Source organism: uncultured Paracoccus sp. (assembly GCF_947487305.1).
In the GTDB taxonomy this organism is placed as follows: domain Bacteria; phylum Pseudomonadota; class Alphaproteobacteria; order Rhodobacterales; family Rhodobacteraceae; genus Paracoccus.
In genome coordinates this window covers 178,104-205,021 of sequence record NZ_CANKWH010000002.1, presented here as the reverse complement: position 1 = coordinate 205,021, position 26,918 = coordinate 178,104, and the positions used below count along the sequence as shown (strand labels likewise).

Sequence of the window (26,918 nt, the reverse complement as noted above, 5' to 3'; positions counted from 1 at the left end):
TCAGGCGCTGCGCACCGCGTCGATCATCCGCGCCACGTTGTCGGGATCGGCATCCGGGGTGATGCCGTGCCCGAGGTTGAAGACATGCGGCCCGCCACGGAAGGCGCGGGTGATCCGCTGCGCCTCGGCCACCAGTTCCGGCCCGCCCGTGACCATGTGGCGCGGGTCCATGTTGCCCTGCACGCAGCCATCGACCTGCACATTGGCCGCCGCCCATTCGGCTGTGACCGAATTGTCCAGCGCCACGCAATCGGCCCCGACCGCCCGGCCAAAGCCGATATAGCGATCACCCGCCTGACGCGGGAAGGCGATGACCGGCACGCCGGGGTGACGCGCCTTCAGCGCGGCGATGATCTGGCGCGCGGGCGCAAGGGCGAAATCGTCGAAATCTTGGCCCTTCAGACTGCCGGCCCAGCTGTCGAAGAGTTTCACCACCTCGGCCCCGGCCTCGATCTGGGCGGAGAGGTAAAGGATCGTCGCCTCGGTGATCCGCTCGATCAGCGCGGTGAAGGCGGCGCGGTCGGCGGCGATCATCGCATGGGCCGGACCCTGATCGGGCGTGCCGCGACCGGCGACCATATAGGTCGCCACCGTCCAGGGCGCGCCGGCAAAGCCGATGAGGGCGGTTTCGCGCGGCAGTTCGCGCGACAGGATACGGACGGTTTCATAAACCGGGGCCAGCGTCTCGTGAATGTCCGCCGCCGGACGCAGCGCCGCCACCCCCGCGGCATCGGTCAGGGTCGAGAGGCGCGGCCCCTCGCCGGTCACGAACCACAGGTCCGCGCCAAGCGCCTGCGGCACCAGGAGGATATCGGCAAACAGGATCGCCGCGTCGAAGCCGAAACGGCGGATCGGCTGCAGCGTCACCTCGGCGGCCAGTTCGGGGTTATAGCAGAGCGACAGGAAATCGCCGGCCTCGGCGCGGGTGGCGCGATATTCGGGCAGATAGCGCCCGGCCTGGCGCATCATCCAGATCGGCGGGGTGGGCAGGGTCTCACCCGCGAGGGCGCGCAGCAGCAGCTTGGTCATGGGGCCTCCAGTCCCGCCCCTTCAAGGGGTCCAGCGAGGCGTTGTCAAGCGCGCGACCCGACGCTATGGCAAGGGCATGATGGATATGCCCACTTCCCAATCGCCGCTTCGCATCGGCACCCGCGGCTCGGCACTGGCGCTGGCGCAGGCGCACGAGACCCGCGCCCGGCTGATGGCCGCCCATGACCTGCCCGCCCTGGCCTTCGAGATCGTGGTGATCAAGACCACCGGCGACCGCGTCACCGACCGACCGCTGAAGGAGATCGGCGGCAAGGGCCTGTTCACCCGCGAGATCGAGGAGGCGCTGAGCGAGGGCGCCATCGACGTCGCCGTGCATTCGATGAAAGACATGCCGACGCTGCAGCCCGAGGGGCTGCTGATCGACTGTTACCTGCCGCGTGAGGATGTGCGCGACGCCTTTGTCAGCCCGCATTTCGCCTCGATCGCAGACCTGCCCTCCGGGACGGTGGTGGGGTCTTCGAGCCTGCGGCGGCGGGCGCAGCTGGCCCATCGCCGGCCCGATCTGCAACTGGTCGAGTTTCGCGGTAACGTGCAGACCCGGCTGAAGAAGCTCGATGAGGGCGTAGCCGCCGCGACGTTTCTGGCCATGGCCGGCCTGCGCCGGCTGGACATGGCACATGTGGCGCGCAGTGCCATCGATCCCGAGGAGATGCTGCCCGCCGTGGCCCAAGGTGCCATAGGGGTCGAGCGGCGCGCAGCCGATGACCGCGCCGCCGCGCTGCTGCACCGCATCAACGATGTCGAGACCGGCCAGCGCATCTTCGCCGAGCGGGCCTTCCTGACGCGGCTCGACGGCTCCTGCCAGACGCCGATTGCCGGGCTGGCCGAGCTGGACGGGACGCGGCTTGTTCTGCGCGGCGAGATCCTGTCGCCCGATGGATTGCTGGTCATTGCCGGACGGCGCGAGGGCAGCGTGGCCGAAGGCACGGCGATGGGCCACGATCTGGCCGAGGAGTTGCTGGGGAAGGCGGGGCCGGGCTTCTTTGGCTGAGGGCGTGTTTCGCGCCGCCACCTGTCAATAGCTGCGGATCAGCCCGACCAGACGGCCCTGCACCCGCACGGCGGATTCAGGCAGCACCCGGGTTTCATAGGCCGGGTTCGCCGCCTCGAGCGCGATCATCGCGCCGCGGCGGCGATAGCGTTTCAGCGTCGCCTCATGGCCTTCGACCAGCGCCACGATGATATCCCCATTCTCGGCCGTGTCCTGTTCGCGGATCACCACGACATCGCCATCGTTGATCCCGGCCTCGATCATCGAATCACCCCGCACCTCGAGCGCGTAATGGTTCTCGCGCCCGCGCAGCATGCTGCCCGGAACCGCGATGTGATGCGAGATTTCCGAGATCGCCTCGATCGGCACACCGGCGGCGATGCGGCCCATCAGCGGCAGTTCAACCGCCGGGCTGTCAACGACGCCGATGGCTCCGCGCGGCTGCGGCGGGCGGTTGTTGGTGATGACGCGGGGCGCGAAGCCCGGTGCTGGTTCGGCCGGGGCCGCGCCGGGAATGGCAGCGGCGCCGCCCATGCTGTCGGGCAGGCGGATGATTTCCAGCGCCCGCGCCCGGTGCGGCAGGCGGCGGATGAAGCCACGTTCCTCCAGCGCCGTGACCAGCCGGTGGATGCCGGATTTCGAGCGCAGGTCCAGCGCATCCTTCATCTCGTCGAACGAGGGCGGCACGCCGTCCCGCGCCATGCGTTTCTGGATGAAGTCCAGCAGTTCGATCTGCTTTTTGGTCAGCATCTGCGTCGATCCCCGGCAAGGCCCGTTCGGGCAGTGTTCGATGAATGTTCTAACCTGATTGACGAATCACGTCAACAATCTGCACCGCCAGCCGTGAACAAAAGGTTAACCTTCAGGAACGAAGCGGGATGAACTCGACCACTTCGCCGGCCTTGCGGGCGGGATCGTTTGCCGGGCGGATCATCAGCGCATCGGCCTGCGAAATCAGGGCGAGCCGGGCCGAATCCTGATCGCCGAAGGCGGTGACGCGGGGAAGGTCATCGCCCGTGCTCAGCGTCGCGCGCAGGTAATGCTGGCGCGGTCCCTCGGGGCGCAGGTCATTGGCCAACCGACCCTTGAAGGTCGGCACGAGGCCAGGCAAACCCTGCATCCGCAGGATGAGAGGTTGCATGAAAATAATTGCGCAAACTATTGACGATACGGGATTACCCGGCAGGCCCAGCATGGCGGTGTGGCCGATGGTTCCGGCCATCAGCGGCTTGCCCGGGCGCATGGCGATCTTGTAGAAGGCGCGATCCATGCCCAGCTCGCCGGCGACCTTGCCGACCAGATCGTGATCGCCGACCGAGGCGCCGCCGATCGTCACCAGAAGATCGGCGCCCGACGCGCGGGCAAAGCTGTCGCGCAGGCTGGCTTCGGTGTCGCGCGCGATGGGCAGGACCTCGGCATCCGCCCCGACGGCACGGGCCAGCGCGGCCACGGCGATGTCGTTCGAGCAGATGATCTGGCCCGGTCCGGGGATTTCGCCGGGGCGCAGCAACTCGTCGCCCGTGGCCAGCACCGCGACACGCGGGCGGCGGGCGACGGTGACGCGGGGAATGTTCATCCCGGCCAGAAGGCCAATGTCCGACGGTGTCAGCGGACGCTGCGGATCGAAGCGGTCGCCGTCGGAAAAATCATTGCCACGCGGGCGGATATGGCTGCCACCCGAGGCATCGGTGACAGTGAGAACATCACCTTCGCGCGCGGTGTTTTCCTGCATGACCACGCGGTCATAGCCCGCGGGCACGGCGGCGCCGGTGAAGATGCGGATGGCGGTGCCGGGCCGGGCCTCGCCTTGCCACGGATGCCCGGCGGCGGATTCGCCAATGACCCGCAGCGGCTTTGCCAGATCGGCTTCACGCAGCGCATAGCCATCCATCGCGGCGGCATCGAAGGGGGGCTGGGTCAGCCGTGCCGCGACCGGGGCCAGCAGCGCGCGGCCCACGGCATCGGCAATGGCGATCTCTTCGCCCTCGGGCTGACGGGCCAGCGCCAGAACGCGCTGCAGCGCCTCGTCGACGGAGATCATGCCTCGGCCTCGTAGGTGCCGGACTTGCCGCCGGATTTGCGCAGAAGGCGGATATGCTCGATCCGCATGCCCTTCTCGGCGGCTTTCAGCATGTCATAGATGGTCAGGCAGGCGACCGAGACGGCGGTCAGCGCCTCCATCTCGACCCCGGTCTGGCCGGCGGTGCGGACGGTGGCGGTGACGCGGATGCCGGGAAGGGAGGCATCCGGGGTCAGGTCCAGCGCCACCTTGGTGATCGGCAGCGGATGGCAGAGCGGGATCAGATCGGCGGTGCGTTTCGCGCCCATGATCCCGGCCAGACGGGCCACGCCCATGACATCGCCCTTCTTCGCCCCTCCCTGCGCCAAGGCCAGCGTCTCGGGCGTCATCACCACGCAGCCCTCGGCCACGGCCTCGCGCGCGGTCGTTTCCTTGCCGGATACATCGACCATATGCGCCTGACCGGCGGCGTCGAAATGCGTCAGGCTCATGCGGCCACCTTGAGGATGTCGCGGGTGGCGGCTGTGACGTCGGCCTGCCGCATCAGGCTTTCGCCGATGAGGAAGCGGCGTGCGCCGACGGCCATCATCGCGGCGAGGTCGGCGGGGGTGAATAGCCCGCTTTCGCAGACCAGGTCGCGATCCGCCGGAACGCGCGGCGCAAGCTCGCGCGTTACATCAAGGGACAGGTCGAAGGTCTTGAGATTGCGGTTGTTTATACCAATCAATGGCGATTTCAGCCGCAGCGCGCGGTCCAGTTCCTCGCCGTCATGCACCTCGATCAGCGCATCCATGCCCCAGTGGAAGGCCGCATCCTCGAGTTCCGCAGCCAGCGCATCATCGACCGAGGCCATGATGATCAGGATGCAATCGGCGCCCCAGCTGCGCGCCTCGGCCACCTGGTAGGGGTCATAGAGGAAATCCTTGCGCAGCACCGGCAGGTCGCAGGCGGCGCGCGCGGCCGTCAGGAACCCGGGCGCGCCCTGAAAGCTCGGGCCGTCGGTCAGCACCGACAGGCAGGCGGCACCACCGGCCTGATAGGCGCGCGCCAGCGCCGGCGGGTCGAAATCGGGCCGGATCAGCCCTTTCGAGGGGCTGGCCTTCTTGATTTCGGCAATCAGCGCCGGGCCTTGGGCGGCCTTGGCCGTCAGGGCGGCGGCAAAGCCGCGCGGGGCATCGGCGGCGCGGGCGGCGGCCTCCACATCGGCCAGCGGACGCGCGGCCTTGGCGGCCGCGATCTCGTCCAGCTTGTAGGCCTTGATCTTGTCGAGAATATGCATGGTCTGGTTCTACCCTTGCTGCGGCGGCAAAGGAAGGGGGCGCTGCCCCCGTCCTCTGCGCGGACTCCCCCGGGATATCTCGGCGGGAAAGAAGCTACCGGGTCCAGAGGATCGGGGCGCGGTTCTGCGCCGCCAGCCAGTCATTGATCCGGCTGAAGGGGCGCGAGCCGAAGAAGCCGCGCCGGGCCGAGAGCGGGGAAGGATGGGCGGTTTCGAGCAGCAGATCCTGCGGCCGGGGCAGGCCGGCCAGCGCCTTCTGCGCGTGGTTGCCCCAGAGGAGGAAGGCCAGCGGGCCATGGCGCTGCGCCTCCGTCACGGCTTGCCGGGCGAGGCGGTCCCAGCCCCACCTGGCATGAACGCCCGCCTGACCGGGCAGAACCGAGAGCGAGGTGTTCAAAAGGAGCACGCCCTGTTCGGCCCAGGGGGTCAGGTCGCCGGTGGCCGGGGCGTTGCCGAGATCCTCGCGGAGTTCCGCAAAGATGTTCTTCAGCGACCGGGGCAGGGCGATGTCGGGGGCGACCGAGAAGGCGAGGCCATTGGCATGGCCGGGGGTCGGATAGGGGTCCTGGCCCAGAATCACCACGCGCACCCGTTCGGGCGGCGTGGCGCTGAGCGCGGCGAAAAGGCGGTCGGGGCCGGGCAGCCAGTCCGGGGCATCGGCCAGCCGGTCGCGGATCGTGGGCCAGTCCTCGCGGAAGAAGGGCAGATGCGCCCAAGCGGAGGGAGGGATCATGCCTCGGGCGGGCCGGTGACCTCGGAGAGCGCGACAAGCCGGGCCTTGGCGGCGCCGCTGTCGATCGACTTGCGGGCAATCTCGGCGCCTTGGCGCAGGTCGCTGGCGCGGTCGGCGATGACCAAAGCGGCGGCGGCGTTCAGCAGAACCGCATCGCGATAGGCGCTGGCCTCGCCCTCCAAGAGCGACCGGAAGGCGGCGGCGTTATGGGCCGGTTCGCCGCCGATGATCGCCTCGAACGGGTGGCGGGTCAGGCCCGCATCCTCGGGCGTCACCTCGATCTCGGTGATCTGGCCGTCCTTCAGCGCCGCGACATAGCTGGTGCCGGCGATGCTGATCTCGTCGGTGCCATCGCCGCCATGAACCAGCCATGCGGCATCCGAACCCAGATCGCGCAGCACCTCGGCCATGGGCCGGATCCAGTCGCGCGAGAAGGCGCCGGTCAGCTGGCGGCGCACCGAGGCCGGGTTGGTCAGCGGACCCAGGAGGTTGAAGATCGTGCGCGTGCCAAGCTCCGTGCGCGGCGCGCCGACATGGCGCATCGCCGGGTGGTGCATCGTCGCCATCATGAAGCAGATGCCGGCGCGGTCCAGCGCCTCCTGTGCCACCTTGGGACCGCCCAGCACATTGATGCCCATCTGACTCAGCGCATCGGCGGAACCGGATTTCGAGCTGAGATTGCGGTTGCCATGCTTGGCCACCGGCACGCCCGCCCCGGCCACGACAAAGGCGGTGGCGGTCGAGATGTTCAGCGTGCCCTTGCCGTCGCCGCCGGTGCCGACGATGTCGATGGCGCCGTCCGGGGCGTGGATGCGGTTCATCCGGGCGCGCATGGCGCGGGCGGCGGCGGCGATCTCGTCCACCGTCTCGCCGCGCACGCGCAGCGCCATGAGGAGGCCGCCGATCTGGGCGGGTGTCGCATGGCCCTCGAACAGCGCGGAAAAGGCGGCCTCGGCCTCGGGGCCGGTCAGCGGGCGGCTGGCGGCAAGGCCGATCAGCGGGCGGATGTCATCGGTAATCATGCGGCCTCGCGACGCGGGGTGCAGCGCCCAAGGAAGGTTCGGATCATCTCGTGCCCATGTTCCGAGGCGATGGATTCGGGGTGGAACTGCACGCCCTCGATCGGCAGCGCCTCGTGGACCAGCCCCATGATCGTGTCGTCATCCGAGCGTGCGGTGACGCGCAGCGAGTTGGGCAGGCTTTCCGGCTCGACCGTCAGCGAATGATAGCGGGTGGCTTTCAGCGGCGAGGGTAGGCCCTCGAACACGCCGGTGCCGTCATGCAGGATCTGGTCAACCTTGCCATGCAGGATGCGGTTGGCGCGGACGATCTTGCCGCCGAAGGCCTCGCCGATGGCCTGATGACCAAGGCAGACACCCAGAAGCGGGATGCGCGTCTCTGCCACGGCGCGGATCAGCGGCAGGCAGATGCCCGCCTGCGCCGGATCGCAGGGGCCGGGCGAGATCACGATGCCGTCAGGGTTGAGCGCCAGCGCCTGCTCCACGGTCAGCACGTCGTTGCGGTGAACGGTCACCTCGGCCCCGGCCTCGCCCAGATAATGCACGAGGTTCCAGGTAAAGCTGTCGTAATTGTCGATCAGCAGGATACGGGGGGCTGTCATGGCCGGACCTTCGCGCTTGGGGTCGGGGGCGGTTTCCCCCGGATTTCGGACCCGCTATAGATGGGCCAAAGCGCGCCGGGGGGTCAAGCCCGGCCAGCAGGGAAACGAGGCGGATGGCAAAGGGATTCGGGACCGGGCTGATCCATGGCGGGCTTGCCGGTGCGGCGGGGCTGCTGGCGCTGGCGCTGGCGGTGCCGGTATCCGAGCCTGTGCCGGAACAGCCGGCAGAGGTACCGGTCGAAGCGCCGGCAGAGGCCGCATCGCCGCTCGAACCCGTCGAGGCGGCACCCGAATCTGCGGTCGTGCCCGCTCCTGTCCCCGAACCCGCGCCCGAACCTGCGGCGCTGTCGCCCGCCGAGACCCCGGTTGACGGCCCTGCCGATCCTGCGCCGCAGGCCGGATCGGTCAACCTGCCGGTCGGATCGGAATTTGCCCGCAGCGCCGATCTGGCCCCGCCGGTTCCGGCCATTCCTGCCGCTCCCGCCGCCAGTGCCAGCCTGACCGAGGCCCCGGCCGTCGCGGCCCCCGCCGCCGAGCCTGCGCCGGTTTCCTCGGCCGCCCCGGTCCAGATGCCCGATCCTGCCGCCGACCGCATCTCGGTCAGCCGGTTGAGCGCGCCCGAGGCCGAGGAGGCGCCGGACCTGTCGGGCGTTCTGTCGCGCGGGGCGCCGTCGCTGGCCGCCGCCCCGGCGGGTCTGGCCGATGCCGCCGTGCCGGATGACCTGCCCGACCCGGTCGCCCCGCTGCCCGAGGTGCAGGCCGACGCCGCGCCGACAGAGCCAGAGGCCGTCGAGCCAGCGCCGGTTGAACCGGAACCGCAGCCGGAACCGGAACCCGCGCCCGAACCGGTGGCGGTCGAGCCCGCAGAGGAACCCGCACCCGTCGCGGAAGCCCCGACCGAAGCCCCGTCGCAAACCAGCGCCGCTCCCGCGCTCGACCTTTCGACGCCGCCCGACCTTACCGAACTCAATCTCCTTGAACGGAACTGACATGTCCGCACCGACCAATCCCGCCATTGCCGCCACCTTCAGCCCCCCGGTGATGGAGGCGCGGCGCTGGTTGAACGGTGTGACCTTCCCGCCCGATCGGCCGCTGATCAACGTGAGCCAGGCCGCGCCGGTCGATCCGCCCCCCGAAGGGCTGCGCCGTGCCATTGCCGAGGCGGCGCTGAACCGGGCGGACGCGCATCTTTACGGGCCGGTGCTGGGCAATGCCGATCTGCGGCAGGCGGTGGCCGAGGAGTTTTCGCGCTCCTATGGCGCGACTGTCGCGCCCGCGCAGGTGGCGATCACCCAGGGCTGCAACCAGGCCTTCTGCACCGCCATGACCATGCTGGCGGCGGCGGGGGATGAGGTGATCCTGCCGGTGCCGTGGTATTTCAACCACAAGATGTGGCTCGACATGATGGGCATCGTCACCCGGCCCTTGGCCTGCGACGCCGCCATGCTGCCCGACCCCGAGGCTGCGGCGGCGCTGATCACGCCGCGCACCCGCGCCATCGTGCTGGTCACGCCGAACAACCCGACCGGGGCGGAATATCCCGAGGGGCTGCTGACGCGCTTCTATGACCTCTGCCGTGCGCATGGCATTGCGCTGGTGCTGGACGAGACCTATCGCGATTTCGATGCGCGCGAGGGCGCACCCCATGACCTGCTGACCCGCGAGGGGGCCGGGGAAACGCTGATCCAGCTCTACTCCTTCTCCAAGGCCTATCGCCTGACCGGGCATCGCGTCGGCGCGATGATCGCGGGGCAGGATCGCATGATCGAGGCCGAGAAGTTTCTCGATACCGTCGCCATCTCGACCTCGCAGCTGGGCCAGATCGGTGCGCTCTGGGGGATGCAGAACCTGCGCCACTGGCTGGCGGGCGAACGGGCCGAGATCCTGATCCGCCGTGCCGCCGCCACGCGGGTCCTGTCGCAATTGCCGGGATGGGAGTTGCGCAGCTGCGGCGCCTATTTCGCCTGGCTGCGTCATCCCTTTGCCGCCTCCTCGGCCGATCTCGCGCCGCGACTGGTTCGCGAGGCGGGCGTGCTGGCACTGCCCGGGACCATGTTCATGCCCGAGGGCGATGCGATCGGCGCGGCGCATTTCCGCATCGCCTTCGCCAATGCCGATGCGGCGGGCATTGCCGAACTGGGGCAGCGGCTGGCGGCCTTTACGGCCTAGCCGGGGCTGACGATGCCGTGGGCGCGGGGCCGCAGGGCCTTGTCGTCCCGCCGGGCGGGGCCTAAAGACGCCCAGACAGCAGAACTTGACAGGATGAGACGCGCGCAATGGCTAATCTGCGGACCAAGGGCAAATCGACCATCGTCTGGGTGTTGATGGGGATGCTCGTGCTGGGGCTGGGCGGCTTTGGCGTCACCAATTTCGGCGGCGGCCAGACCGAGGTCGGCCGGGTCGGTGACACCAAGATCACGGCGGGCGAATATGCCCGCGCGCTGCAGAACCAGATCAACGCCTATAGCCAGCAGACCGGCCAGCCCTTCACCGTGCAGCAGGCGGAATCCATTGGCCTCACGCAGCAGGTGCAGTCGCAGCTGTTCACCGCCGCCGCCCTGTCGGAAGAGGCGCGCAAGATCGGCGTTTCGGTGGGGGACCAGAAGGTCGCCGACACCATCCTGCAGGCGCCGAATTTCCGCGGCCCTAACGGCCAGTTCGACCGCACCGCCTATGGCGAGATGCTGCGCCGCCAGGGCATGGACGAGGGCGAGTTCGAAGCCCAGATCCGCGAAGACGAGGCCCGGCTGATCCTGCAGCGCGCCGTGGCGACCGGTGCCCCCGCACCGCAGCCAGCCATCGACCAGACCGTGCGCTGGATGCTGGAAAGCCGCGATGTGACCTGGCGCGAGATCACCGCCGACCAGCTTGCCGGGCCGGTCGAGCGTCCGAACGACGAGACGCTGAAGGCCTGGCACCAGGCCAATGCCGAACGGTTCACCGCGCCGGAACTGCGCAAGATCACCTATGTCTGGCTGACCCCCGACATGCTCGAGGGCGAGGTCGAGCTGGACGAGACTGCGCTGCGCGCCGAATACGACCGCCGCATCGCCGAATTCCAGCAGCCCGAGCGCCGCATGATCGGCCGGCTGGTTTTCCCGACGATCGAGGACGCCGAGGCGGCCAAGAAACGGATCGACGCGGGCGAGGTGCCCTTCGCGGCGGTGGTGCTGGAACGCGGGCTGACGCTGGATGATATCGAACTGGGCGAATTGTCGCAGGAGGACCTGGGCGGCGAGACCGGCGAGGCCGTCTTTGCGCTTGAACAGCCCGGCGTGGTCGGTCCGTTCCAGTCGGATCTGGGCCCGGCGCTCTTCTCGATGAACGCCATTCTCGAGCCGGTGGATATTTCCTTCGACGCGGCGCAGGACGAATTGCGCGGCGAGGCGGCGGCGGATCGCGCCGCCCGGATGATCGAGGACCAGAGCGGCGATTTCGAGGACATGCTGGCCTCTGGCGCCTCGCTGGAAGACGTGGCCGAGGAAACCCCGATGGAACTGGGCCAGATCGATTTCGACGCGGCTGCCGCGCCCCAGCATACCGGGATCGATGGCTACCAGTCCTTCCGCGAACGCGCTGCCGCCATTACCGAGGGCGATTTCCCTCAGCTTTATCAACTGGATGATGGCGGCGTCTTTGCCCTGCGTCTCGACGAGATCGTGCCGCCGACGCTGAAGCCCTTCGACGAGGTTGCCGATGCGGTGGCCGAAGACTGGATCGCCTCGGAAACGCACGGGATGCTTCTGGCGCTGGCCGAGGAAGAGGCCATGTCGACCGAGCCGGCTGCGTCCCATGCGCCTGCGCCCGAGACCGAACCCGCAGCCGAGGCCGCGACGGAAGGTGAGGCAACCGAGGGCGAGGGGACCGAGACTGCTGCGGCACCCGAAGAACCCGAAGCCGCCGCGCCGGTCGGCCAGACAGTCGAGGCGCTGACCCGCGACGGCTGGATCGACGGCACCCCGGCCGAGCTGGTTGCGCAGGCCTTTGCCATGACCGAGCCGGGCCTGACCCATGTGGTCAATGCGAAGGACCGGGTGTTCCTCGTGACCCTCGACGCCATCCACGAGGCCGACATGACCGGCGAAGCCGCAACCGAGGTGGCCGATACCGTCCGCCAGCGGCTGGAACAGTCGCTGCAGAACGACCTGTTTGACTACTACGTCCGCAGCGTGCAGGCCGAAAGCAGCATCCAGTTGAACCAGTCGGCCATCAATGCCGCCCAGACCATGGTCCAGTAATGGAGCTGTCGCCGGATTTTGCCGCCTTCGAGCAGGGCTGGGCCGAGGGCCGCAACCAGCTGGTCACGATCCGGCTGGCCGCCGATCTGGATACGCCGGTCAGCCTGATGCTGAAACTGGCCGAGGCCGCGCCGAACAGCTTCATGCTGGAATCGGTGACGGGGGGCGAGGTCCGTGGCCGGTTCTCGGTCGTCGGCATGAAGCCCGACCTGATCTGGGATTGCCGCGACGGCAAGGCCCGGATCAACCGTCAGGCGCGCTTCTCGACCGAGTTCGTGGCCGAGGATCGGCCGGCGCTGGACAGCCTGCGGGCGTTGATCGAGGAAAGCCGGATCGAGATGCCTGCCGGCGTGCCGCCGGTGGCGGCGGGTCTTTTCGGTTATCTCGGCTATGACATGATCCGGCTGGTCGAGCGTCTGCCCAACGTGAATCCCGATCCGATGGGCCTGCCCGATGCGGTGCTGCTGCGCCCCTCGGTCGTCGCCGTGCTGGACGGGGTGAAGGGCGAGGTGACGCTCTGTGCCCCCGCATGGTTCGACACTGCCGTTCCGGCCCGCGCCGCCTACGCGCAGGCCGCCGAGCGCGTGATGGAGGCGCTTCGTTCGCTCGACCGTCAGCCGGCCGAGCCGCGCGCCTTGGGCGAGGCCGCCGTGGTGGGCGAGCCGCGTTCGAATTTCTCAAAATCCGACTACCTGGCGGCTGTCGAGAAGGCCAAGGATTACATCCGCGCCGGCGACATCTTCCAGGTCGTCCCCAGCCAGCGCTGGTCGATGGATTTCCCGCTGCCGCCCTTTGCCCTCTATCGCAGCCTGCGGCGCACCAACCCGTCGCCCTTCATGTTCTACCTGAATTTCGGCGGCTTCCAGATCGTCGGCGCCAGCCCCGAGATCCTCGTGCGGTTGCGCGATGGCGAAGTGACCGTCCGCCCGATCGCCGGCACCCGCCCGCGCGGGGCCGATGAGGCCGAGGACCGGGCGCTCGAGGCCGATCTTCTCGGCGACAAAAAGGAACTGGCCGAGCATCTGATGCTTCTGGATCTGGGCCGCAACGATGTGGGCCGGGTGGCGAAGATCGGCAGCGTGACGCCCACCGAGCAATTCATCGTCGAACGCTACAGCCATGTCATGCACATCGTCTCGAACGTGGTGGGCGAGCTGCGCGAGGGCGAGGATGCGCTGTCGGCGCTGCTGGCCGGAATGCCCGCCGGCACCGTCTCGGGCGCGCCGAAGGTCCGGGCGATGGAAATCATCGACGAGTTGGAACCCGAAAAACGCGGCGTCTATGCCGGCGCCGTCGGCTATTTCGCCGCCAATGGCGAGATGGACATGTGCATCGCGCTGCGCACCGGGGTGATCAAGGACCAGAAGCTCTACATCCAGGCCGGCGGCGGCGTCGTTTATGACAGCGACCCCGAGGCCGAGTTCATGGAGACGGTGAACAAGAGCCGGGCCTTGCAGCGTGCCGCCGAGGATGCGGCGCGGTTTGTGCGGGGGAATGGCTAGGTTTTCCCCGTCCGCCATTCCCGCCATGTGAGAAAGATCACCAGCGCGTCGAATGCCGACAGCGCCAGCATCATCGGCGAGCCGGTCACGCTCCAGCGGTGCAGCTGGTAGGCGATGAAGCCGGCAAAGACCGCCATGGCCAGCGGATAGGCCATGGTGATCCGGCGTTGCAGCATCAGCACCACCACCAGCTTCACCAGCCCATGGGTCAAAAGGTAGATGGCATAGAAATGCTGGCTGTCGGCGCTGAAACGATCGGCCATCCGCACCGCGCGCGCGGCCAGAGGGTCCGAAGGGTCCTCGATCAGCTCGTTCCGCGTCAGCCAGTCCACGGCGCCAAGGATGGCGCCATGGGTGATGAACAGAAGCGCCGCCCCGGCCAGGCTTTCCAGCGCCGCAAAGAATCCCTTCAGCGCAAGGCTGGCCTCGAAGAGATTGTGTAGCGGGCCGCGACGGGCCGCGAGATGCTGGATCAATCCTCGCCCCGGTAGGGCTGGACATATTGCAGCGCCATATCCCAGGGGAAGAAGATCCAGGTGTCCTGGCTGACCTCGGTGATATAGCTCTGCACCATCGGCTTGCCCTTGGGCTTGGCATAGACGGTGGCGAAATGCGCCTTGGGATACATCTCGCGGATCAGTTCCAGCGTGCGGCCGGAATCGACCAGGTCATCGACGACCAGAATGCCCTCGCCATCGCCCATCAACGCGTCATCGGGCTTTTTCAGCACCTCGAGCTGGCCCTGGCCGGCCTCGGTGCCGACGCCCTTGTAGGAGCGGATCGAGATCGTGTCGATGGTGCGGATGTCGAGTTCACGGGCGACGATCATCGCCGGCACCAGCCCGCCCCGCGTCACCGCCACCACGGCGCGCCAGTCGGTGCCATCCAGCCGCCAGGACAAGGCGCGCGCGTCGCGGTGCAGCTGTTCCCAGCTGACATGGAAACCCTTTTCGTGGGGCAGACGGTCCATCATGGTCTTCTCCTTCAATGGCGCAGGATCAGCGAGAGGCCCAAGAGGCCGATCAGCCCCGCCGCCACCCGGTCGATCCAGAATTTCGCCGCATAATAGCGCCGCCGCAGCAAAGGCAAAGCCATCAGCGTCGCAAGCGCGGTATAAAAACCCAGCTCCACCGTCAACGCGGTGGCATAGATGGCGATCTTGTCCGCCGCCGTGAGCGCCGCCGGGAAGATCGACAGCAGCACGGCGGAGTAGAACAGCGCCGGTTTCGGGTTCGAGAGGTTCAGGATCAGGCCGCCCGAGAAGCCGGCGCCATAGCGTTTCTCGGCCGGGTCGGGCAGCGGGTCGGCGGCATGGCGCCACATCTTCCAGGCGATCCAGACAAGGTAGGCCCCGCCCAGCACCTTCAGCGCCACGAAAGTCCAGGGCAGCACCCGGAACAGGACCGTCAGCCCCAGCAGCGCAAAGAGGCACCAGAGCGAGGCGCCCACCGCCAGACCCCAGCCATAGGGCAGGGCGCGGGTGCGACCGAGCGCAAAGGCGCTCTGGCTAACGGCAATGACGCCGGGGCCGGGCGACAGGATCGCCACGGCCAGCGTGCCGACAAACACCGCCAGCTGCGCCAGGCTCACCACCATCGGGCTTCTTTCTCGCTCAAATATCCATGGGACGGTGCCGCCTGTCGCGGCCTCAGTGATTCTTCACCACGGTGGCGATATCGGGCGCATCCACCGCCTTCATGCCGACGACGTGGTAGCCGGCATCGACATGGTGGGTCTCGCCGGTGACGCCGGAACCGAGATCGGACAAGAGATATAGCGCCGACTTGCCGACATCGGCCTGCGTCACGTTGCGGCGCAGGGGCGAATTCAGCTCGTTCCACTTCATGATATAGCGGAAATCGCCGATACCGCTGGCGGCCAGCGTCTTGATCGGGCCGGCCGAGATCGCGTTCACCCGGATGCCGTCCTTGCCCAGATCCTCGGCCAGGTAGCGCACGGAGGCCTCCAGCGCGGCCTTGGCCACGCCCATGACGTTGTAATGCGGCATTACCCGCTCGGCACCGTAATAGGTGAGCGTCAGCAGGCTGCCGCCCTCGGGCATCATCGCCGCCGCACGCTGGCAGATGGCGGTGAAGGAGAAGACCGAGATGTCCATGGTCATGGTGAAGTTGTCGCGCGTGGTATCGACATAGCGCCCGCGCAGCTGTTCCTTGTCGGAAAAGCCGATGGCATGAACGACGAAATCGAGCGTGCCCCATTCGGCCTTCAGCGCCGCGAAAAGCGCATCGATCGAGGCCTCGTCACCGACATCGCAGGGAAGGACCAGCGAGGAACCGACCTCGGCCGCCAGCGGGTCCACCCGCTTCTTCAGCGCATCGCCCTGGTAGGAGAAGGCCAGCTCGGCGCCTTGCGCCGCGACGGCCTGGGCAATGCCCCAGGCGATCGACTTGTCATTGGCTAGGCCCATGATCAGACCGCGCTTGCCGGCCATCAATCCGGTATTCTGCTCGCTTGACATGGGGGGTTCCTCGCGCTTTCAACCTTTTGGGATGTGATTAGGCCAAAGGTCGGGGCGCATCAAGCGCCCGGGGGAGAGGTGATGGCAGGACGGGACGGCATCTTTGCGGGCGACGACCCCTTCATCATCGCGCGGCGCTGGCTGGCCGAGGCCGAGGCGACCGAACCCAATGACCCCAGCGCCATGGCGCTGGCCACGGTCGATGGCGACGGGATGCCCGATGTCCGGATGGTTCTGCTGAAGGAAATCGAGGCGCAGGCTTTTGTTTTCTATACGAATTACGAAAGTGATAAGGGCCGGCAACTAAATCTGACAGGCAAGGCCGCTTTCGTGATACACTGGAAATCGCTACGTCGTCAGATCCGCGTGCGGGGCCGTGTCAGCCGGGAGGAAGGGCCGCAGGCAGATGCCTATTTCGCCAGCCGGGCGTTGCAAAGTCGCATCGGTGCCTGGTCCTCGCCGCAGTCGCGGCCCATCGCCAGCCGCGAGACGCTGCTGGCCGAGGTGGCGCGGCAGGGTTTGCGGCACGGACTCAATCCGGCGCGGCCTCCGTTCTGGGGTGGTTATCGCATCCGGCCCGTGCAGATCGAATTCTGGGCCGATGGCGCCTTCCGGTTGCATGACCGGTTCAGGTGGAATCGGGAGGGTGACGAAAGGCCTTGGAAGATCGAGCGTTTGGCTCCATAAACTTGACGGACCGGTTCACTTATTGTTAATTGACTCCGTCAAGCTGCCGAAATGGTTAGGAATGCGTAGAAATTTACCCTACGGCAATCTTGCTGACGGATGTTGATGGTGGCCGCTGGTGGGCGTAGTTTCGTATGGACGCGTGTAGAAGGTGCGGCAAGGAAGAGTATCGCAGAATGACCGGGGACAACCCTGATGAGAAGACTGTCACGGGACTGATCAAGTGGTTCGACCCGGCCAAGGGCTATGGGTTCATCTACAATGACGAAGGTGGTCCCGACATCTTGCTGCACGCCAATGTGCTGCGCAATTTCGGCCAAGGGTCGGTTGCCGATAATTCCCAGGTGACGGTCCGTGTGCTGACCACAACGCGCGGCCTTCAGGCCGTCGAGGTCTACGCGATCAACCCGCCGGAAAGCCACGGCGTGCCGCCGATCGCCGATCTGCCGCAATCCGTCATCGACAATCTTCATGCCCTGCCGCTGCAGCCCGCCCGGGTCAAATGGTTCGACAAGGCCAAGGGGTTCGGCTTTGCCAATATTTTCGGTCGGGCCGATGACGTTTTCCTGCATATCGAGGTGCTGCGCCATTCCGGCCTTGCCGATCTGACCGTGGGCGAAGCGGTATCGCTGCGCGTGGTCGAGGGGCCGCGGGGCCTGATGGCCGCGCAGGTCGCCAGCTGGGACGATGTCCTGCATCAACATGGTGCGATGTCTGAAGCCGAAGGATCGACCGCCGGCTCGGATCAACCGGCCTCGGGCGATGACACGCCGAGCGGTGTGACCTCGCATCTCGCGGTCGGCTGAGGGCCGGGCGCGCGGATGAAGGATCGGATGGGCATCACCAGTCTTGCCGCAGTGCTGCTGGCCTTAGGGACCGCGCTGGTGCCGGCGGGTGCGGTGGCGCGGTCGCCGAAACTTGCTTCGGTTCAATGCGATCCGGGCAAGGCCATCCTTGTCTCGGACAACGGGCAATTGCCGATCACCGTCGAGGTCGCCGATGATCCGGCCGAGCGCGCGCAGGGGCTGATGTTCCGCCGCGCTCTGGAACCCCAGCACGGGATGCTGTTCATCTACGAGACGCCGCAGCCCGCCAGTTTCTGGATGCGCAACACGCTGATTCCGCTGGACATCATCTTCATGGATGCGACCGGCAAGGTGCGCCATATCCAGCCGAACGCCCGCCCGCTGGACGAAACGCCGATCCCCGGCGCGGCGGTGGGCGATCCCGATCCGCTGCGTCTCTTCGTGCTCGAGATCGGTGGCGGCGAGGCCGAGAGGCTGGGCATCTACACGGGTCAGGTCATGGCGTATCCGGCGATCGATCCGGCGCAGGCGGCGATTTCCTGCGAGTGACCCCTTTCCCCGCGCCGCCCGCCACGCTAGAAGGCGCAGGTTCGGGGCGTAGCGCAGCCTGGTAGCGCGACGGTTTTGGGTACCGTAGGCCGGAGGTTCGAATCCTCTCGCCCCGACCAGCACTTGGCTGAAATCAGGCACTCCATTTTACACTGCACCTAAGCGTTTTGCTCTGGTTCAGACCTTGCCGCGCTGCGCCCAGGCCCGGCGGACATGGCCGGGCAGGATCAGGAAGCCGCGACCATAGCGGGCCGCCAGCCGGCGCGGATTGGACAGCATCCGCCACAGCCACTCCATCTTGGCCTTGCGCATGAAGACCGGCGCGCGTTGCTGCTGGCCCGAGATGAAGTCGATGCCGGCGCCGATCGACGCGAAGCCGACGCCGGGCAGGGCGTTGCGGGCGCGGATGGCGAAACGTTCCTGCCGGGGCGCGCCAAGACCCAAGAGGCACAGCTGCGCACCGGAATTGGCGATCTGCCCGATCAGCCGCGCCGCCTCGGAGGCGTCGGGGTCGAAGGGGAAGCCGGGCACCGCCTGCATCACCACCTCGAGCCCCGGATGCGCGGCCATCAGCCGCTCGGCCGCCAGCCGGACCGAGGCCTCGCTGCCCCCGATCAACGCCACCGGAGCCTCGTGCCGGGCGGCCAGTTCCGCCAGCGGATGCACCAGTTCCGAACCCGGCACCAGTTCGACCGGCTGGCCTGCAATCTGCGACAGCCAGACGATCGGATTGCCGTCGGCGCAGATCAGGTCATGGGCCGCATAGGCGCGGCGAAAGGCCTCGTCCCGCGCCAGTTGTTCCAGGTGGTCGACATTCAGCGTCGCCAGCGCGAATCCCCGGTTCGCCGCCATCCGCGCCGCGACTCCAGACAGCAGCGCCTCGCGGTCGGGGCAATTGACCCGGACCACTTGACCATCTGGATAGGTAAATAGCATCTGAACGACCCGGTCGTTGGAACTGGTGATCTTTACTTGTATGGTCGGGGCGGTATGCCTTCCAGCATATTCGGTAGTCGTTTCTCAGTTGGTTATCCGATGCACGCGAACTCCCTTGCCACGATCATGCTGCTCAGTTGGCCGCTTTTCGCGGCGCTGATCTTCATGCGCATGGAGCGGGTGAACGCGGCGATCTGGTCGATTCTGCTGGCCTACATGTTCCTGCCGCCCTCGTACTACATCGACCTGCCGGTTGTTCCAGCGCTTGGCAAATACGAGATCGCTTCGGTCGCGACCGCAGTGATGCTGTGGCTTAGACTGGGCCGAAAGGGGGGCGTGCGGGATCCGATGGCCGATGATACGCGCCCGGTGATGCCCGTCTGGACCAAGTTTCTGGTATTCCTTCTGCTGGTCTCGGCCGTGCTTACGGTGTTGAACAATGACGATGCGCTGGTGAGCGGTATTTCCTATCGGCCCGGCATGCAGCTCTCGGATGCGGTCGCCAACGCCATCCTGCAGCTGATCGAGCTGATCCCCTTCTTCATCGGTTTCCGGTTGCTCTCGACGCCGCAGCAGACCCGCAAGTTGCTGGTGGCCCTGATGCTGGCGGTGCTGATCTATTCGATCCCGATGCTGCTCGAGGTCCGGCTGAGCCCACAGCTGAACACGTGGATCTATGGATACTTCCAGCATGAATTTGCCCAGGCCATGCGCTATGGCGGCTTCCGGCCCATCGTCTTCATGTATCATCCGATCTGGGTCGCGTCCTTCGCAACCATGGGATTCATCGCGACCCTGTGTCTGACGCGGACTTATCAGGTCAATGTCCGGATGATGCTGGTCATCTGCTATCTCATCGTGCTGCTGATCCTGTGCAAGACCATGACCGCAATCCTCATGGCGGTGCTGGCGATGCCACTTGTGTTGGTGGCCTCCCCTCGGGCTGTGCTTACAATCAGTGCGGTGGTCGCCATTGCTGTTTTTGTCTATCCTGTCCTGCGGCTGACCGATCTCGTGCCGACCGAAGACATCCTAGGCCTCATCGGTTCGTCGCAGCCCGAACGCGCCGATTCGCTTCAGGTCAGGTTTGACAATGAAGTCATCCTTATGGCCCGCGCGCTGGAGCGGCCCATGTTTGGATGGGGATCCTGGGGGCGCAATTTCCCGGTGGATCCGGTGTCCGGTCGCTATGGGGCGATTGCGGACGGCGCCTGGGTGATCACCATGGGATCGCGGGGCATTCTGGGCTATATCGCCCAGTTCGGTCTTCTGATCAGTCCGATCATCATCCTGTGGCAGCGAAGGTTTGCGCTGTTCCGGCGGTTCGACCATACGGATCTGTTGATGATCACGACGCTGGTGCTGATGATGGCGATCAACCTGATCGAGCTTATCCCCAATGCCACGCTGACGCCGCTGACCTGGCTGCTGAATGGAGCGATTCTCGGCCATGCCGCGCGGCTGCAATATTCGCGCGCTTTGCGCCGACGGTGGCAGCGCGAGGACAGCGAAGCGCTGGCCAAAAAGGCTGGATTGCGCCCGGCGCTTTGATGCAGGGACTGAAATGCGCCTAGGCATCGGGCAAAAATTACGAGTATGTTCTGAATATGCAGGTTGGATCGAATGGAAATGGTAGCGGCATGAACGATCATCGTGACCTGCAAATTGGCCCGAGCGATATTGCGGTCATCGGCATGGCGGCGCAATTGCCGGGGGCCGATGATGTCGCGTCCTTCTGGCGCAATCTCTGTGCGGGCGTCGAATCCATCCAGCCGGTCAGCCGCGAAGACCTGTTGGCACGGGGCGAATCTCCCTCGGTACTGTCAGACCCGAATTACGTTCCTGCGGCAGCAATCCTTGACCAGTTCGACGGGTTCGATGCCGAGTTCTTCGGTCTCAGCCCCAAGGATGCGGCGATCATGGACCCGCAGCATCGCAAGTTCCTCGAGACCTGCTGGCACGGCCTCGAGGATGCCGGCCAGATGCCCGAACACTTCGATGCGCCGATCGGGGTTTATGCCGGTTGCGGCATGGGCAGTTATTTCTATTTCAATATCTGCGCCAATCGGGAACTGGTCGAGAATGTCGGCCATTTTCTTTTGCGCCATACCGGGAATGACAAGGATTTTCTGTCCACCCGGGTCAGCCATATCTTCAACCTGACCGGGCCGAGCGTGAACGTGCAGACCGCCTGCTCGACCTCGCTGGTGGCGCTGCACATGGCCTGCCAGTCGCTCGCCTCGGGCGAATGCGACATGGCGCTGGCCGGGGGCGTGACGATCGAGATGCCGCATGGCCGCGGTTATCTGTTCAAAGAGAACGAGATCCTGTCGCCCGATGGCCATTGCCACGCTTTCGACCATCGCGCCGAGGGCACGGTCTTCGGCAGCGGTTCGGCGGTGGTCGTGCTCAGGCGGCTGGCCGATGCGCTGGCCGATGGCGACAATATCCGGGCGATCATCCGGGGCAGCGCCATCAACAATGACGGCTCGTCCAAGGCCGGCTATCTGGCCCCCAGCGTCGAGGGGCAGGCGCAGGCGGTGGCCGAGGCGCTGGTCATGTCCGGCTGCGCACCCGACAGCATCGGCTATATCGAATGCCACGGCACCGGCACCGCGCTTGGCGACCCGATCGAGATCGCGGCGCTGAACCAAGCCTTTTCCCGCGTACCGTCCGAGGGCAGCCGCACCGCGCCCTGCTATGTCGGATCGGTCAAGACCAATATCGGCCATCTGGATACGGCGGCTGGCGCGGCGGGGCTGATCAAGACCATCCGCGCGCTGGAGGAAGGGGTGATCCCGCCGACGCTTGGTTTCGAGGCGCCGAATCCGGCCATCGATTTCGACGCCGGCCCCTTTGCCGTTGCGGACCGGCTGATCGACTGGCGCCCGGCTCACGGCCCTCGCCGCGCCGGGATCAACTCGCTTGGCGTCGGCGGCACGAATGCGCATGTGGTGCTGGAACAGCCGCCTGCGGCCGTGCCCTCCGAGGAGGCCGACTGGCCGTTCCAGATCTTCGCCGTTTCGGGCCGCAGCAAGGCGGCGCTGGACGGCAATGCCGAGAAGCTGGCGGGATGGCTGAGTGCCAATCCCGAGACCGACCCGGCCGATATCAGCCACACCCTGATCAACCGCCGCCGCGCCTTCGAGCGTCGCCGCGTGCTGGTCGCCAAGGACGCCACCGAGGCGGCGCAGCTTCTGGCCAGCAACGACCCCTATCGCGTCTTCGACCATCAGCCGCTTGGCGAGGCGCCCGAAGTGGTGTTCATGCTGCCCGGCGGTGGCTCGCAATATGCCCGCATGGCGCGCGACCTCTATCAGACCGAGCCGGTCTTCCGCGACTGGATGGATCGCGGCCTCGACCATCTGGCGACGATCTCGGATCACCCGATCCGCGACATCTGGCTGGCCGAGGATGGCGATGTCGCCGGGGCGGATGCGCGTCTGTTGCAGCCCTCGGTGCAATTGCCGCTGCTGATGATCACCGAATATGCGCTGGCCCAGCAGTGGATGGCATGGGGCGTCATGCCCTCGGCGCTGATCGGACACAGCATGGGCGAGAATACCGCCGCCGCCGTCGCCGGCGTCATGCGCTTCGAGGATTGCATCGGGCTGGTGCATCTGCGCGGGCGGCTGTTCGACAGCGTGCCCGAGGGCGGGATGCTGTCGGTGCCGATGCCGGCGGATCAGTTGCGGGCGATCCTGCCGGCGGAGCTGGACCTTGGCGCGGTCAATGCCGGCGATCTCTGCGTCGTCTCCGGCCCGAAAGCGCCGCTGGAAGCCTTTGCCGCCACGCTGGCCGGTCAGGGTGTTGAGGTTCAGGTCATCCCGATCAGCATCGCTGCCCATTCGCGGATGCTGGAACCGATCCTGCCCGATTTCGGCGCCTATCTGCGCTCCATCCCGCTTTCCGCCCCGCAAATCCCGATCATCTCGAACCGTGACGGGCAGGTGCTGCCCGATGCCGATGCGATGGACCCCGAATACTGGGTGCGCCACCTGCGCGGCACGGTCGAGTTTGCCGCCGGTATCGAGACCTTGGCTGGGGGCGATCCGAAGATCTTCCTCGAGGTCGGGCCGGGCCGGGCCATGTCGGCCTTGGCGCAGGCCAATCCGGGGGTGAAGGCGCATCAGGTGATTTCCAGCCTGCGCCACCCGAAGCATCAGGTCGAGGATGACCTTTACTTCATGACCGCGCTGGCCCGGTTCTGGGCGGCCGGCGGCCGGATCGACTGGTCGCAGATCTGGGGCGAGGCACGGCGCAAGGCCCTGTCGCTGCCCGGCTATGCCTTCCAGCGCAAACGCTATTTCGTTGAACCCACGGCGGGGGCGCAGGTCACGGACACCGCGCTGATGCGGATCGAGGAACCCGAGGGCTGGGGCTGGCGACCGTCGTGGCGGCTGTCCGCGCCGGATGTGGAACTGGCCGCCGGCGGGTTGCCGCAAGCCGAGGCCGGGCAGGGCGTGCTGATCTTTGCTGACGAGGCCGGGCTGGCCGATCGCGTGGCGGACCTCTTGCGCAAGGCGGGGCAACCCGTCGCCACCGTCCGCAGCGGCGACCGCTTCGAGCGGGTGAAGCGCGGCGAATACCGCCTGCCGCCCGAGGAACAGCGCGACGGTTACGAGGTGCTGCTGGCGGCGCTGCAACAGGACGAGATCCCCATTACCCGGATCGGCCATTTCTGGTCGGTCACGACCGGGGCCGAGGCGCGGGCCGGGTCGAGCCTGTTTCAGGACCAGATGACCCGCGGCTTCTTCAGCCTCTTGCATCTGGCGCAGGCCCTTGGCGACGAGATGGCCGATCAGCCGCTGACGCTCACCGCCTTCAGCAATGATGCGCTGCGGGTTGCGGATGAGCCTGCGCCGACGCCGGAAAAGGCCACGGTTCTGGGGCCGCTCAGGGTGATGCCGCGCGAATATCCGATGCTCTCGACCCGGCTGGTCGACCTGCGCCTGCCGCCACCGGCCCGGCGCGGCCTTTTCGGCGGGCGCGGCGATCAGACTGCGCTGGATCAGCTGGCGCTGCAGATGGCGCAGGAATTGCTGGCAGCTTCCGGCGACACCGGCACCGAGGTCGCTGCATGGCGCGATGGCCGGCGTTTCGTGCAGCGTCTGGCACCGGTCCGGCTGGAACCACAGGATGGGGCAGCACCCGAGGGCGTCACCTTCATCACCGGCGGATTCGGCGGGTTGGGTCAGGCCGTCGCGCGGGATCTGGCGGCGCGGGGCGGGGCGAAACTGGCGCTTCTGTCGCGCGAGGCGCTGGGGCAGGACGGCACCGTGCCCTTCTCGGCCAAGGCCCGGCAGATGGCGGCCTTCCTGCGCGAATTGCAGGCGGCGGATGCCGAGGTCATTGCCGTCACCGGCGATGTCACCAGCCCCGAGGACATGACCCGCGCCCTTGCCGAGACCCGCGCCCGCTTCGGCTCGGTCGATACCGTCATCCATGCGGCAGGGATCATCAATGACGCGCTGATGGCCGGCAAGGCCGATGGCGAGGCCTGGGATGTGCTGGCGCCCAAGGTCCATGGCACCAAGGCGCTGATCGCGGCGCTGGAGGGGCATCCGCCGCGCCAGACCGTTCTTTTCGCCTCGACCAGCACCGCCTCGGCTCCGGCGGGGCAGGTGGATTACGTCGCCGCGAACGAATTCCTGAACGCCGTTGCCCGTGCCGCGCCCCCGGCGCTTGGCCGGGTGGTCGCGGTCAACTGGGGGGTCTGGGCCGATACCGGCATGGCGGCGCGGGCGATGGGGACCGAGGCCGTGCCCGATCCCGCCCCGCAGGACCCCGCAGCCGAGGCCGATAGCAGGCCGATGCTGGGAACCGAGGTCGCGGGCGGGCGCGGGGTGCGGGAATTCCACCGCCTCTTCTCGACTGCCGACTGGGTCATCGGCGGGCACCGCACCGCACAGGGTCAGGCGCTGATGCCCGGCACCGGCAATCTGGAGCTTTTCGTGCAGGCGCTGGTCGCCACCGGCACGCCGCTGCCGCTGACGCTGAGTGACACGCTGTTCCTGCGCCCGCTCTATGTCTCGGATGCCGAGCCCACGGCGGTCTCGGTGCAGATCGAGACGGTCGAGGGGGCTTCACGCATCACCATCGCCGATCCCGATGGCGGCGACAGCTATGCCACCGCCATGGCCGAACGCAGTGCGCCGCAGGATCGCCGCATCACGCCGCCGACCGATTGGGACGAAGAGGCGACGGGCGAGGCCGCGCTGCCGTCCGCGCAGGACCGGGTGATGCGTTTCGGCCCGCGCTGGCGGGTGCTGCGCGCGGTGAAGCTGGGGCAGGTCGAGGGCTGGGCCGAGCTGCGCCTGCCTGATGCCTTTGCGGGCGAGGCAGCGCAGCACCAGATGCACCCGGCGCTTCTCGACATTGCCACGGGTTGGGCGATGAAGCTGATCCCAGGCTGGGGCGGCGCGCGGCTGTGGGTGCCTGTGGGCTATGAACGCTTTACCCTGCTGCGCCCGCTCGGGCCGCATCTTCTCAGCCATATCCGGTTGCAGACCGGCACCGCCGAAGGCTCGGCCCGGTTCGACGTGACGCTGGCTTTGCCTGACGGCACCGTCGCCGCCGAGATCGAGGGGTTCACCCTGCGCCGGATGGAGGCGGGGCTGAGTGCCGCGACGACGGCAAAGCCGGCCCGAGGGCAGGAAAGTCCGGGCGAGAAGCGGCTGCGCCATAACGTGTCGCAGGGCATCCCCGGCGCGCTTGGCCCCGATGTGCTGCGCCGCGCCATGGCCCTTGGGCTGCCGCAGGTCTATGTCTCGTCGCTGGACCTGCCCGGTCTGGTGGCGGAAGCCGCGGCACCGGCGGTCAGCGCCCCGACCTCGGATGCCGCCTTCGAGCGGCCCGATCTCGATGCCGAATTCATCGCCCCGGCAGCGGGCACCGAAAGCGAACTGGCCTCGATCTGGTCCGAACTTTTGGGCGTGCGCCAGATCGGCGCGGGCGACAGCTTCTTTGATCTGGGTGGGCATTCGCTGGTCGCGGTGCGGATGTTCGGGCAGGTGCGCAAGGTCTTTGGCGTCGATTTCCCGATCTCGACCCTCTTCGAGGCGCCGAATGTCGGCAAGCTGGCGGCGCTGATCGAGTCGCGGGTCGGCCCGCGCGCCAGCACCCCGGCGGCGGCAGGGGTCGAGGGCGGGGCGGCGCTGGCCGATCCCGGCCCGGCCCGGCGCTATGTCGTGGACATGGGCGGGCGCGAGGGCGGCACGCCCTTCTTCATCGTCGCCGGCATGTTCGGCAACGTGATGAACCTGCACCAGATGGCGCAGCGCGTGGGTCAGGATCGCCGCTTCTACGGGTTGCAGGCGCGCGGCCTCTTCGGTGATGACAAGCCGCATGAGAGTTTCGCCGAAGCCGCGCAGGACTATCTGGCCGAGGTCCGGCAGATCCAGCCCGAAGGCCCCTATCTCCTGGGCGGTTTCTCGGGCGGCGGGCTGATCGCGCTGGAAATGGCGCGGCTGCTGGCGGCTGAGGGCGAAGAGACGGCGATGCTCGTCATGCTCGACACGCCCCTGCCAATGCGCCCGGCGCTGAGCCGCCGCGACAAGGTGCTGATCCGGGCGCAGGAAATGCGCGAACAGGGCCTCAGTTTCTGGTCGGACTGGGCGAAGACCAAGCTGGCCTACGAGTTGTCCAAACGGCGCAAGGAACGCGATGCGGCACATGAATCCGAGGAGGCCGAGGGTTTCCACGATCTGGCGATCGAGGCGGCCTTCCGTGGCGCACTGCCCAAGGTGGGGCTGACCGAATGGCCCGGCCCGGTGACGCTGTTCCGGCCGCCGCTGGATTACCGCTACAAGGTCTCGGACGGGCAGTTTGTTACCGCGGGGCGCGAATACCTGATCCCCGACAATGGCTGGGGCCGATGGATGCCGCGACTTGAGGTGCATGAGGTGCCGGGCGACCACGATTCCATGGTGCTGGAACCCAATGTCCGGCGGCTTGGCCTGCTTCTGCGCGAGATCCTGCGCCGGCATGACCCGGCCAGCCAGCAATCGGCAGCGGCGGAATAGGCG

Annotated in this window: 23 protein-coding genes and 1 tRNA gene; 11 read left to right on the top strand and 13 right to left on the bottom strand. The window is 67.2% G+C overall.

Annotated elements, in window-relative coordinates:
• Positions 1 to 1,029, bottom strand: a complete 1,029-nt coding sequence (gene hemE, locus Q1A36_RS03605; protein ID WP_299839879.1) for a uroporphyrinogen decarboxylase — start codon at positions 1,027 to 1,029, stop codon at positions 1 to 3.
• A gap of 85 nt (positions 1,030 to 1,114) precedes the next feature.
• On the opposite strand from hemE, the gene hemC reads away from it, so the two are divergent.
• Complete coding sequence (gene hemC, locus Q1A36_RS03600; protein WP_299840491.1) at positions 1,115 to 2,041, top strand: hydroxymethylbilane synthase; 927 nt, start codon at positions 1,115 to 1,117, stop codon at positions 2,039 to 2,041.
• Positions 2,042 to 2,065: 24 nt separating this feature from the next.
• On the opposite strand, the gene lexA is transcribed toward hemC, so the two are convergent.
• The 7 genes from lexA to Q1A36_RS03565 form a co-directional block, all read right to left on the bottom strand.
• Positions 2,066 to 2,791, bottom strand: coding sequence for a transcriptional repressor LexA (lexA, locus tag Q1A36_RS03595; RefSeq protein ID WP_299839876.1), 726 nt, complete (start codon positions 2,789 to 2,791; stop codon positions 2,066 to 2,068).
• A 112-nt stretch (positions 2,792 to 2,903) separates the two neighbouring features.
• Positions 2,904 to 4,082 (bottom strand): gephyrin-like molybdotransferase Glp, encoded by a 1,179-nt coding sequence (gene glp / locus Q1A36_RS03590; RefSeq protein WP_299839873.1) that lies wholly within the window; start codon positions 4,080 to 4,082, stop codon positions 2,904 to 2,906.
• The gene (moaC, locus tag Q1A36_RS03585; RefSeq protein ID WP_299839870.1) at positions 4,079 to 4,552 is read right to left on the bottom strand and encodes a cyclic pyranopterin monophosphate synthase MoaC; all 474 of its coding nucleotides are present in this window, start codon (positions 4,550 to 4,552) and stop codon (positions 4,079 to 4,081) included. The genes glp and moaC overlap by 4 nt, the downstream gene beginning before the upstream one ends.
• The gene (gene trpC / locus Q1A36_RS03580) at positions 4,549 to 5,340 is read right to left on the bottom strand and encodes an indole-3-glycerol phosphate synthase TrpC (RefSeq protein WP_299839831.1); all 792 of its coding nucleotides are present in this window, start codon (positions 5,338 to 5,340) and stop codon (positions 4,549 to 4,551) included. The genes moaC and trpC overlap by 4 nt, the downstream gene beginning before the upstream one ends.
• Positions 5,341 to 5,434: 94 nt before the next feature.
• Positions 5,435 to 6,073 carry a uracil-DNA glycosylase gene (locus Q1A36_RS03575; RefSeq protein WP_299839828.1) on the bottom strand — a complete coding sequence of 213 codons (639 nt, stop codon included), beginning with the start codon at positions 6,071 to 6,073 and terminating at the stop codon, positions 5,435 to 5,437.
• Positions 6,070 to 7,092 (bottom strand): anthranilate phosphoribosyltransferase, encoded by a 1,023-nt coding sequence (gene trpD / locus Q1A36_RS03570; protein WP_299840487.1) that lies wholly within the window; start codon positions 7,090 to 7,092, stop codon positions 6,070 to 6,072. Before trpD ends, Q1A36_RS03575 begins: the two co-directional genes overlap by 4 nt.
• A complete protein-coding gene (locus Q1A36_RS03565; RefSeq protein WP_299839825.1) occupies positions 7,092 to 7,694 on the bottom strand; it encodes an aminodeoxychorismate/anthranilate synthase component II in 603 nt (200 codons plus the stop codon). Before Q1A36_RS03565 ends, trpD begins: the two co-directional genes overlap by 1 nt.
• 113 nt (positions 7,695 to 7,807) lie before the next feature.
• On the opposite strand from Q1A36_RS03565, the gene Q1A36_RS03560 reads away from it, so the two are divergent.
• The 4 genes from Q1A36_RS03560 to trpE all read left to right on the top strand — a co-directional run bounded on the left by Q1A36_RS03560 (position 7,808) and on the right by trpE (position 13,434).
• Positions 7,808 to 8,683 (top strand): hypothetical protein, encoded by an 876-nt coding sequence (locus Q1A36_RS03560; RefSeq protein ID WP_299839822.1) that lies wholly within the window; start codon positions 7,808 to 7,810, stop codon positions 8,681 to 8,683.
• A gap of 1 nt (position 8,684) precedes the next feature.
• Complete coding sequence (locus Q1A36_RS03555) at positions 8,685 to 9,863, top strand: aminotransferase (protein ID WP_299839819.1); 1,179 nt, start codon at positions 8,685 to 8,687, stop codon at positions 9,861 to 9,863.
• A 107-nt stretch (positions 9,864 to 9,970) separates the two neighbouring features.
• The gene (locus Q1A36_RS03550) at positions 9,971 to 11,932 is read left to right on the top strand and encodes a peptidylprolyl isomerase (RefSeq protein WP_299839816.1); all 1,962 of its coding nucleotides are present in this window, start codon (positions 9,971 to 9,973) and stop codon (positions 11,930 to 11,932) included.
• The gene (gene trpE, locus Q1A36_RS03545) at positions 11,932 to 13,434 is read left to right on the top strand and encodes an anthranilate synthase component I (RefSeq protein ID WP_299839813.1); all 1,503 of its coding nucleotides are present in this window, start codon (positions 11,932 to 11,934) and stop codon (positions 13,432 to 13,434) included. Before Q1A36_RS03550 ends, trpE begins: the two co-directional genes overlap by 1 nt.
• On the opposite strand, the gene Q1A36_RS03540 is transcribed toward trpE, so the two are convergent.
• The 4 genes from Q1A36_RS03540 to fabI are packed head-to-tail and all read right to left on the bottom strand — an operon-like array spanning position 13,431 to position 15,913.
• On the bottom strand, positions 13,431 to 13,910 hold the full coding sequence (locus tag Q1A36_RS03540; RefSeq protein ID WP_299839812.1) for a DUF2127 domain-containing protein: 480 nt from the start codon (positions 13,908 to 13,910) through the stop codon (positions 13,431 to 13,433). The genes trpE and Q1A36_RS03540 overlap by 4 nt on opposite strands.
• Complete coding sequence (gpt, locus tag Q1A36_RS03535; RefSeq protein WP_299839809.1) at positions 13,907 to 14,407, bottom strand: xanthine phosphoribosyltransferase; 501 nt, start codon at positions 14,405 to 14,407, stop codon at positions 13,907 to 13,909. The genes Q1A36_RS03540 and gpt overlap by 4 nt, the downstream gene beginning before the upstream one ends.
• An 11-nt stretch (positions 14,408 to 14,418) precedes the next feature.
• Complete coding sequence (locus Q1A36_RS03530) at positions 14,419 to 15,030, bottom strand: LysE family transporter (protein WP_299839806.1); 612 nt, start codon at positions 15,028 to 15,030, stop codon at positions 14,419 to 14,421.
• A gap of 52 nt (positions 15,031 to 15,082) precedes the next feature.
• Entirely contained in the window at positions 15,083 to 15,913 is an 831-nt protein-coding gene (gene fabI / locus Q1A36_RS03525; RefSeq protein WP_299839802.1) for an enoyl-ACP reductase FabI, read from the bottom strand.
• Positions 15,914 to 15,994: 81 nt separating this feature from the next.
• Here fabI and pdxH point away from each other — a divergent pair, with 81 nt between their 5' ends.
• The 4 genes from pdxH (at position 15,995) to Q1A36_RS03505 (ending at position 18,074) form a co-directional block, all read left to right on the top strand.
• A complete protein-coding gene (gene pdxH / locus Q1A36_RS03520; RefSeq protein WP_299839800.1) occupies positions 15,995 to 16,600 on the top strand; it encodes a pyridoxamine 5'-phosphate oxidase in 606 nt (201 codons plus the stop codon).
• 176 nt (positions 16,601 to 16,776) lie between these two features.
• Positions 16,777 to 17,406 (top strand): cold-shock protein, encoded by a 630-nt coding sequence (locus Q1A36_RS03515; protein WP_299839797.1) that lies wholly within the window; start codon positions 16,777 to 16,779, stop codon positions 17,404 to 17,406.
• Positions 17,407 to 17,421: 15 nt separating this feature from the next.
• Positions 17,422 to 17,955 carry a DUF192 domain-containing protein gene (locus Q1A36_RS03510; protein WP_299839794.1) on the top strand — a complete coding sequence of 178 codons (534 nt, stop codon included), beginning with the start codon at positions 17,422 to 17,424 and terminating at the stop codon, positions 17,953 to 17,955.
• A gap of 42 nt (positions 17,956 to 17,997) precedes the next feature.
• A tRNA-Pro gene (locus tag Q1A36_RS03505) sits at positions 17,998 to 18,074 on the top strand.
• Between the two features lie 58 nt (positions 18,075 to 18,132).
• Here Q1A36_RS03505 and Q1A36_RS03500 read toward each other — a convergent pair.
• Positions 18,133 to 18,891 (bottom strand): WecB/TagA/CpsF family glycosyltransferase, encoded by a 759-nt coding sequence (locus Q1A36_RS03500; RefSeq protein WP_299839791.1) that lies wholly within the window; start codon positions 18,889 to 18,891, stop codon positions 18,133 to 18,135.
• A gap of 36 nt (positions 18,892 to 18,927) precedes the next feature.
• Here Q1A36_RS03500 and Q1A36_RS03495 point away from each other — a divergent pair, with 36 nt between their 5' ends.
• A complete protein-coding gene (locus Q1A36_RS03495; protein WP_299839788.1) occupies positions 18,928 to 20,442 on the top strand; it encodes a hypothetical protein in 1,515 nt (504 codons plus the stop codon).
• Positions 20,443 to 20,531: 89 nt separating this feature from the next.
• The gene (locus Q1A36_RS03490) at positions 20,532 to 26,915 is read left to right on the top strand and encodes a type I polyketide synthase (protein ID WP_299839785.1); all 6,384 of its coding nucleotides are present in this window, start codon (positions 20,532 to 20,534) and stop codon (positions 26,913 to 26,915) included.
• The last annotated feature ends 3 nt before the right edge of the window (positions 26,916 to 26,918 follow it).

Bases quoted from the DNA above. Each gene is read 5' to 3' on its own strand.
- hemE (WP_299839879.1), bottom strand. From the start codon at position 1,029: ATGACCAAGCTGCTGCTGCGCGCCCTCGCGGGTGAGACCCTGCCCACC.
- hemC (WP_299840491.1), top strand. From the start codon at position 1,115: ATGCCCACTTCCCAATCGCCGCTTCGCATCGGCACCCGCGGCTCGGCA.
- lexA (WP_299839876.1), bottom strand. From the start codon at position 2,791: ATGCTGACCAAAAAGCAGATCGAACTGCTGGACTTCATCCAGAAACGC.
- glp (WP_299839873.1), bottom strand. From the start codon at position 4,082: ATGATCTCCGTCGACGAGGCGCTGCAGCGCGTTCTGGCGCTGGCCCGT.
- moaC (WP_299839870.1), bottom strand. From the start codon at position 4,552: ATGAGCCTGACGCATTTCGACGCCGCCGGTCAGGCGCATATGGTCGAT.
- trpC (WP_299839831.1), bottom strand. From the start codon at position 5,340: ATGCATATTCTCGACAAGATCAAGGCCTACAAGCTGGACGAGATCGCG.
- Q1A36_RS03575 (WP_299839828.1), bottom strand. From the start codon at position 6,073: ATGATCCCTCCCTCCGCTTGGGCGCATCTGCCCTTCTTCCGCGAGGAC.
- Q1A36_RS03565 (WP_299839825.1), bottom strand. From the start codon at position 7,694: ATGACAGCCCCCCGTATCCTGCTGATCGACAATTACGACAGCTTTACC.
- Q1A36_RS03560 (WP_299839822.1), top strand. From the start codon at position 7,808: ATGGCAAAGGGATTCGGGACCGGGCTGATCCATGGCGGGCTTGCCGGT.
- Q1A36_RS03555 (WP_299839819.1), top strand. From the start codon at position 8,685: ATGTCCGCACCGACCAATCCCGCCATTGCCGCCACCTTCAGCCCCCCG.
- Q1A36_RS03550 (WP_299839816.1), top strand. From the start codon at position 9,971: ATGGCTAATCTGCGGACCAAGGGCAAATCGACCATCGTCTGGGTGTTG.
- trpE (WP_299839813.1), top strand. From the start codon at position 11,932: ATGGAGCTGTCGCCGGATTTTGCCGCCTTCGAGCAGGGCTGGGCCGAG.
- gpt (WP_299839809.1), bottom strand. From the start codon at position 14,407: ATGATGGACCGTCTGCCCCACGAAAAGGGTTTCCATGTCAGCTGGGAA.
- Q1A36_RS03530 (WP_299839806.1), bottom strand. From the start codon at position 15,030: ATGGTGGTGAGCCTGGCGCAGCTGGCGGTGTTTGTCGGCACGCTGGCC.
- fabI (WP_299839802.1), bottom strand. From the start codon at position 15,913: ATGTCAAGCGAGCAGAATACCGGATTGATGGCCGGCAAGCGCGGTCTG.
- pdxH (WP_299839800.1), top strand. From the start codon at position 15,995: ATGGCAGGACGGGACGGCATCTTTGCGGGCGACGACCCCTTCATCATC.
- Q1A36_RS03515 (WP_299839797.1), top strand. From the start codon at position 16,777: ATGACCGGGGACAACCCTGATGAGAAGACTGTCACGGGACTGATCAAG.
- Q1A36_RS03510 (WP_299839794.1), top strand. From the start codon at position 17,422: ATGAAGGATCGGATGGGCATCACCAGTCTTGCCGCAGTGCTGCTGGCC.
- Q1A36_RS03500 (WP_299839791.1), bottom strand. From the start codon at position 18,891: ATGCTATTTACCTATCCAGATGGTCAAGTGGTCCGGGTCAATTGCCCC.
- Q1A36_RS03490 (WP_299839785.1), top strand. From the start codon at position 20,532: ATGAACGATCATCGTGACCTGCAAATTGGCCCGAGCGATATTGCGGTC.